Origin of the sequence: Kitasatospora sp. NPDC004723 (assembly GCF_040609255.1) — a bacterium.
Classification (GTDB): domain Bacteria; phylum Actinomycetota; class Actinomycetes; order Streptomycetales; family Streptomycetaceae; genus Kitasatospora.
In genome coordinates, this window is the sequence record NZ_JBEXJT010000088.1 from 1 (window position 1) to 7094 (window position 7094).

Sequence of the window (7094 nt, forward strand, 5' to 3'; positions counted from 1 at the left end):
CGACTAGTCGTCGCCCGGCTGCCACTCCCCCCCACACACCGCCCTTATCTTCGCGGACGCCACGCCCGCGAAGATCACCGCCAACGCATCACGGCACGCAGTTGATCAATTACCCAACACTTTCTCAGGCCGGGTAGGCGTGGGTCTGGGCGGCCTTGACGGCGGCCCAGACCGCCGAGCCGGGGGCGAGCCCGAGCTCCGCGGCGGCCGCCGGCGTCAGGTCGGCGGCCATCGGGACGGCGCCGGCCAGGTCGGCCCGCACCTGGTCGCCGTGCAGGTCCAGGCCGTTCACCGTCAGCTCCCAGACGTTGCGCGCGCTGCCCTCCGGCCGTGACCGGTGCAGGGTCACCGCGGACGGCGGGAAGGCGACGAACGCCGGCCCGGACAGCTCCTCGTCCGTCGTCAGCACGGCGCCCTGCGGCAGCGTCACCCGGTGCCCGTCCGCCGTTCCCCGGTAGAGGTTCAGCCCGACCAGCCGGGCGATGTAGTCGGTGCGCGGCCGGCGCGCGATCTCGGCCGGGGCGCCGGACTGCACCTCGCGCCCCTCCTCGATCACCACCAGCCGGTCGGCCAGCACCATCGCGTCCAGCGGGTCGTGCGTCACCAGCACCGCGACCGCCTCGAACGCGGCGAGGTGGCGGCGCAGCTGGGCCCGGACGTCGAGCCTGGTGCGGGCGTCCAGCGCGGCCAGCGGCTCGTCCAGGAGCAGCAGCCGGGGCCGGACGGCCAGCGCCCGGGCCAGCGCCACCCGCTGTGCCTGGCCGCCGGAGAGCCGGCCCGGCCGGGCGTCCGCGTGCTCGGCCAGGCCCATCCGCTCCAGCCAGCCGGCCGCCTCGGCGCGCGCCTCACGCTTGGAGCGGCCCTGGCAGCGCGGGCCGAACGCCACGTTGTCCAGGGCGCTCAGGTGCGGGAAGAGCAGGTAGTCCTGGAACACCACCCCGACCGGGCGCTCCTCGGCCGGGGTGTGCAGCCGGCGGGCCGGGTCCTCCAGGACGTGGCCGTCCAGGTGCAGGTGGCCGCCGCCGAGCGGGAGCAGTCCGGCGAGCGCGCGCAGGGCGGTGGACTTGCCGGCGCCGTTGGGGCCGAGCAGCGCGACCACCTCGCCGGGGGCGGCGGTGAGCGCGAGGTCCAGTGCGAAGGCGGCGCGCTCGACCCGCAGCCGGGCGTCCAGGCCGGAAGCGGCGACATCGGAAGCGGCGGGATCGGAAGCGGCGGGATCGGTCGGGGTCATCGGCGGGGTCTTCCGGGATCGGGGCCCGGGCGGGCCGGCGGCAGGGCGGAGGACGCGGCCGGCGCGACGGCCGTCACGACGGCGGGCACGGGCGTCACGGCGTGGACATCCAGCGCTCGCGCAGCCCGGCCAGGACCGCGATCGACACCACCAGCAGCACCAGCGAGAGCGCGATCGCCGCCTCCGGATCCGACTCCATCGCGAGGTAGACGGCCAGCGGCATGGTCTGGGTACGGCCGGGGAAGTTGCCCGCGAAGGTGATCGTCGCGCCGAATTCGCCGAGCGCCCGCGCCCAGGCCAGCACCGCCCCGGCCCCGATCCCGGGGGCGATCAGCGGCAGCGTCACCCGCCGGAAGACGGTCAGCCGGGAGGCGCCCAGCGTCGCGGCGGCCTCCTCGTAGCGCGGGTCGGCGGCGCGCAGTGCGCTCTCGACGCTGATCACCAGGAACGGCATCGCGACGAACGCCTCCGCGATCACCACGCCCGTGGTCGTGAACGGCAGGGTCAGGCCGAAGGCGGAGTCCAGCCAGGAGCCGACGATGCCGCGCCGGCCGAGCACCAGCAACAGCGCCACGCCGCCGACCACCGGCGGCAGCACCAGCGGCAGCGTCACCAGGGCCCGGACCAGCCGCCGGCCCGGCAGCTCGGTCCGGGCCAGCAGCCAGGCCAGCGGCACGCCCAGCACCAGCGACACGCCCGTCGCCGCCGTCGCGCAGACGAGCGACAGCCGCAGCGCCTCCCACACCTGCGGGCTGGTGAGCTGCTCGGACAGCGTGCTCCACGGCGCCCGCACCAGCAGCCCGACCAGCGGGAGGACGAGGAACGCCAGGCCGAGCAGCGCCGGGAGCAGCAGCGTGACCGGCACCCGGTGGGCCCTCCGTCGGCCGACGCGGCCGGCGCGGCCGACGTGGCCGGCGCCTCGGCGCCCACCCGGAGCCGGTCGGCCGGTGCGGCGGATCACGGGGCCTGGAAGCCCGCCGCGGTCAGCACCTGCTGGGCCTCGGGCGACCGGACGTAGGCGGCGAAGGCGGCGGCGCCGTCCTTGTTGGGGGCCTTGGCCAGGGCGGCGATCGGGTAGTCGTTCACGGCCTGGGCGGCCTCGGGGAAGTCCACGCCGTCGATCTTCCCGGCGTCGGCCCGTACATCGGTGCGGTACACGAGGGAGGCGTCGACCTCGCCCAGTTCGACCTTGGTCAGCGCGCCCTTGACGTCCTGTTCGAGGGTGACCGGGGTGAGATTGACGCCGGCGGCCTTGAGGGCGGTCAGCGCGGCGGCGCCGCAGGGCACCTCCTTGGCGCAGAGCGCGACCTTCACCCCGGGGGCGGCGAGGTCGGCGAGGCCGGCGAGGTGCTTGGGGTTGCCCTTCGGGACGGCGATGGTGAGCGTGTTGCGCACGAAGGTCTTCGGCTCGCCGGCGGCGCCGCCCGCGTCGGTGACGGTCTTCATGGTGGCCGGGCTGGCGGCGGCGAAGACGTCGGCGGGCGCGCCGGAGTTGATGCTGGTGGCGAGGGAGGAGCTGCCGCCGAAGTTGAACGTGACCTTGGCGCCGGGGTTGGCGGCCTCGAACTTCTTGCCGAGGTCGGTGAAGGTCTCCTTGAGCGAGGCGGCCGCGAACACGGTGATCGAACCGGACGCCTTCGGGACGCCGGCCGACGGGGCCGGGGCCTCGGCCGGGGCGGACGTCGACGCCGATGCCGCTGCCGACCCCGCCGTCCCGCCGTCCTTGGTGTCCGAGCCGCCGTCGCTGCCGCAGGCGGTGGCGCCGAGGGCGAGTACGAGGGCCGCGGCGCCGGCGGCGGTGAGTCTGCGGATGGTCATTCCTTCGCTTCCCCTCCTGGTCGCGCCGGAAGGGCGCGGGGTGATGGACGCAGCTGCGGCCGATATTCCGATCATAGTGCCGCATATGCGGGCCGATTATCGCCCTTCCTATCGCACAGGCAAGGGGCCCTCCGGGTGGCGCTCCGGCCGTGGGGTGGCGCGAGGGCGGTGCGGGCGCGGACGCGGGCGCGGATGCGGCCGGGCCGTCCGAACCGGGGAGGAGTCGAGTCCGTCCACGGCGCCGCTGCCACCCGCGAGGGCGGCACGGGCCACGGACAGGGGGCGCGAACGGCTCAGCGAGCGCCGTGTGGCGCCCGCCGGGTCGCCTCGTGCGCTCCTTCTGCTCTGATTACCACTCAGTTACGTTGGAGCGGTACGAGGGCACGACCGAGGAGGGGACATGACGCAGACCGCCGCCGCCGCCGACGCCACTGCCGGCGCCACCGCTGCCGCTGCCGTGAAGCGGATACCGGGACCGCTGGGGCTTCCCCTGGTGGGCTCGCTGTTCGATCTGACCCGGCGTCCGCTGCGGACCTACCTCGACGCCCGCCGCGACTACGGCGACGTCGTGCGCTTCACGGCCGGCCCGCCGGGGCTGCGCGCCGAGTTCTACGCCGTGTTCTCCCCGGAGGGCGCGCACCAGGTGCTCGGCAGCCAGGCCGCCAACTTCCGCAAGGACAACAGCTTCTACGACGAACTGCGGACCAGCCTCGGCAACGGCCTGCTGACCAGCCAGGACGGCGACTACCAGCGCCAGCGCCGACTGATCCAGCCGCTGTTCACCCGCCGCCGGGTGGACGGCTACGCGCAGGCCGTCGGCCTGGAGTGCCGGGCGCTCGCCGACCGGTGGCGGGCGGTGCCCGACGGCGTGGTCGACGTGGCCGAGGAGATGTCCCGCTTCGCCCTGCGCACGGTGTCCAGGATCCTGTTCGGGTCGGACGTGGAGGCGGCGGTCGAGGTGGTGCACCGCAGCTTCCCGGTGATGGGCGAGTTCGTCCTCGAACGCGGATTCGCGCCGGTCCGGATGCCGCTCTCCTGGCCGACGCCGTCCAACCGGCGCGGCGCCGAGGCGCGCCACGACCTGTACGCGGTGTGCGACCGGATCATCGCCGAGCGGGCCCGGCGGGCGAAGCGGTCCGGGACCTCCGGCGGCGACGGCCTCGGGGGCGGCGCGGCCGGCCAGGACGACCTGCTGGAGCTGCTGACCCGGGCCCGAGGCGAGGACGGCGAGCGGCTCGACCCGGAGGAGCTGCGCGACCAGGTGCTGATCTTCCTGCTGGCCGGGCACGAGACCACCGCGACCTCGCTCGCCTTCGCGCTGTTCCTGCTGGCCAAGCACCCCGAGCAGCGCCGCCTGGCGCGGGAGGAGGCGGACGCGGTGCTGGCCGGCCGCGAGCCCGAGGCCGCCGACCTGGAGTCGCTGCCCTACCTGACCCGGGTGCTGAAGGAGTCCATGCGGCTCTACCCGGCCGCCTCGCAGATGGGGCGCCGCTCGGTGGAGGAGGCGGTGGTCGACGGGTACGTGATCCCGGCCGGCGCCCAGGTGATCCTGGCACCCTGGGTGACCCACCGGCACCCGGCCCACTGGGAGCAGCCCGACCGCTTCGACCCCGACCGTTTCCTGCCCGAGCGGGAGAAGGAGCGGCACCGGTACGCCTGGTACCCGTTCGGGGGCGGGCCGCGGGCGTGCATCGGCCAGCACTTCTCGATGCTGGAGTCGGTGCTGGCGCTGGGCTCGCTGCTGCGGGCGTTCGACCTGGAGGCGATCGACCACGGGGTGCGGCTCGGCCAGGGCATCACGCTCCAGGTGAAGAGCCCCATGCGGGTCCGGCTGACGCCGCGCGTGTGAGTGAATGCGGGAATGCCTGAACCTCGAATGCCCGGCGCCTCGAACCGGACCCTCCAATGCTCGAATGCTCGAATGCGCGAATGAACGCGTGCGTGCGTGCGTGAATGAGTGAATCGGCGGGTGGGGGAGCCGGAAGGGCGGTGCGGCGTGCCGTACCGCCCTTCCGCGGTTCTTCCTTTTCCTTCTCTTTCGGCGGCGCCGACGCATCACCGGGACCCGCAGCGGGCAAAAGGACGGCGAACCGTGATGCGCGACGCGTCATGGGAGTTCCGGCCGGTGGCGGCCGACCGGGATTCGGGGTGCCGATTTCCGAGGGGGCGGCATGGGGAGAACGCCGGGCTGTCGGGGCGACGGGGGAGCGGGCGGCTGTTCCGGGGCCGAATCGGCGGAATTCGACCGGGTGTTCACGGAATTGCTGCCCCGGCTGCACCGGGCGGCCGTCCGTCTGGTCGGAAATCCGTTCGGTGCGGGGGACGTCGTCCACGAGGCGTATGTGCGCATCGCCCGGCGGCCGGCCCGTTTCCTCGGCCATCCGCGGCCCTACGCCTACGCGTTCACCGTGATGGTCAACGTCGTGCGCGACGAGTGGCGCCGTGACCGCCGCCGACTGGTGCCGTTCGAGGTGCTGGAGGACGTCGAGGCGCTCGGCGCGGAGGCCGGCGGGCAGGCGGAGCTGCAGGCGCACTGGGAGGTCGTCCGGCTGCTGGGCTGCCTGACGGCCAAGCAGGCGCGCGCCGTCCTGCTGGTCGACCTCGACGGGTACGGCCTGGAGGAGGCCGCGGCCCTGCTCGGCGTGCACCGCTCCACCCTGGCCCTCACCCGGCGGCGGGCGCTGGACCGGCTGCGGACCGTTCTCGAACGGGAGCGCGAGCACGAGACGGCCGACGGAGCCGGTTCCGGCGCGCCGAACTGACGGTCTGTCAGGTGGGGCGCCGGTCCCGCCCGTACGCTGAACCGTGATCACGTACGAGGAGCACCGGCTCCGCTCCCTGGCGGACGAGGGCCGTTGGATCGAACTGCTGGGCGCCTACCGGCAGGCCCGCGCCGCCGCCGTCGCGCTCGACCCCGCACCCACCAGCGCCGCGCGGGGCCGGGCCGCCGCCGCGACCGCCCCGCTCGGCCACCTGATCGCGTACGCGGCGCCGCCCGAGGTGGCGGCCCGGCTGTTCGACCCGGACGGGGGTCCCGGCACCGCCGCCGGTGTCGCCGACCACGACGCCGGACCGCTCTGGGAGGTGCTGGCGACCCGGCACCGCTGGCGGCGCCTCGCCCCGCTGCTCGGCCCGCCCCCCGTGCGGCGGCTGGTCGCGCAGACCCGGGTGCTGCTCGGCGAGGACCTCTCGCGGGACGCCGAGCCGGACCGGGAGGGCGTCCCGCTGCGGCTGGAGCCGTGGGAGGCGGCGGGCCGGGGCGAGGGGGCGCCGGTGCGCGAGTACCTGCGCGACGGCGGTTCGCGCAGCGCGCTGCTCACGCTGCCGGCCAGCCGGGAGGGCCTGGCCCCGGTGGAACTGCCCGAACCCGGCGCCCGGCTGCCCGGGCAGCCGGCCACCCGGGCGCTCGCCGAACTGGCCGGGTGGGCGCGGGCGGTCTGCGTGCGGGGGCCGGCACCGCTCGCCGCCGCGCAGCTCGCGCCCGGGCGGCTGGTCACCGGCGGGTACCTGCCGTTCGCGCTCGCCTGGCCGGCGCTGGTGCAGGCGGGCGTCGCGGACCGGGCGCACGGCGCGGCGCACGGGCGGCTCGCGCTGTGGCGGGCGCTGGCGGCGATGGCCGGTGCCGCGCTGCCGCCGGGGCCGGTGGGGTCGCCGGGGCCGATGGGGTCACCAGGGTCGCCGGGGTCGCCGGTGCGGCTGGGGCTGCGGGGACCGGAGCGGGTGGACCGGGGGGAGGTGGGCGCACTGGTCGCCCGGATGCGTTGCTTCACCTGGGAGGACCCGGCGGACCGGTTGCGGCACCTGCACCTCGCGCTGGAGGACCCGGTGACCGGCCTGAGCTGGGCGGTCAGCGGGTCCGAGGAGGTCTGAGCGGCGGGGCGAAGCCCCCGGTCCGGCGCCGTTTCCGGGGGGTTGGACGGGGCGCCGGACCGGGGAGTCGGGGGGTGGGACGGCTCAGAAAGTGTTGGGTAATCGGGTGATCACTCGTTCTTGAGGTCGTCGGCGAGGCGGCGGGCTGCTTCGGTCTCGATGGGGCCGCGTGGTT

6 protein-coding genes are annotated in these 7094 nt (G+C 75.5%); 3 read left to right on the top strand and 3 right to left on the bottom strand.

Annotation, left to right across the window (positions count from 1 at the left end; translation table 11 throughout):
- Positions 1-124: 124 nt before the first annotated feature.
- The 3 genes from ABZW10_RS38430 to modA form a co-directional block, all read right to left on the bottom strand.
- On the bottom strand, positions 125-1231 hold the full coding sequence (locus ABZW10_RS38430; protein WP_355376295.1) for an ABC transporter ATP-binding protein: 1107 nt from the start codon (positions 1229-1231) through the stop codon (positions 125-127).
- A gap of 94 nt (positions 1232-1325) precedes the next feature.
- Positions 1326-2192, bottom strand: a complete 867-nt coding sequence (locus tag ABZW10_RS38435; protein ID WP_355376298.1) for an ABC transporter permease — start codon at positions 2190-2192, stop codon at positions 1326-1328.
- Positions 2189-3049, bottom strand: a complete 861-nt coding sequence (gene modA / locus ABZW10_RS38440; protein WP_355376301.1) for a molybdate ABC transporter substrate-binding protein — start codon at positions 3047-3049, stop codon at positions 2189-2191. Before modA ends, ABZW10_RS38435 begins: the two co-directional genes overlap by 4 nt.
- A 400-nt stretch (positions 3050-3449) precedes the next feature.
- Between modA and ABZW10_RS38445 the strand changes: the two genes are divergently transcribed.
- The 3 genes from ABZW10_RS38445 to ABZW10_RS38455 all read left to right on the top strand — a co-directional run bounded on the left by ABZW10_RS38445 (position 3450) and on the right by ABZW10_RS38455 (position 6919).
- Positions 3450-4898: a cytochrome P450 gene (locus ABZW10_RS38445; protein ID WP_355376304.1), complete on the top strand. Its 1449-nt coding sequence runs from the start codon at positions 3450-3452 to the stop codon at positions 4896-4898.
- Positions 4899-5298: 400 nt separating this feature from the next.
- Positions 5299-5811, top strand: a complete 513-nt coding sequence (locus ABZW10_RS38450) for an RNA polymerase sigma factor (RefSeq protein WP_355376306.1) — start codon at positions 5299-5301, stop codon at positions 5809-5811.
- A gap of 43 nt (positions 5812-5854) precedes the next feature.
- Positions 5855-6919: a hypothetical protein gene (locus tag ABZW10_RS38455; RefSeq protein WP_355376308.1), complete on the top strand. Its 1065-nt coding sequence runs from the start codon at positions 5855-5857 to the stop codon at positions 6917-6919.
- Positions 6920-7094: the final 175 nt, after the last annotated feature.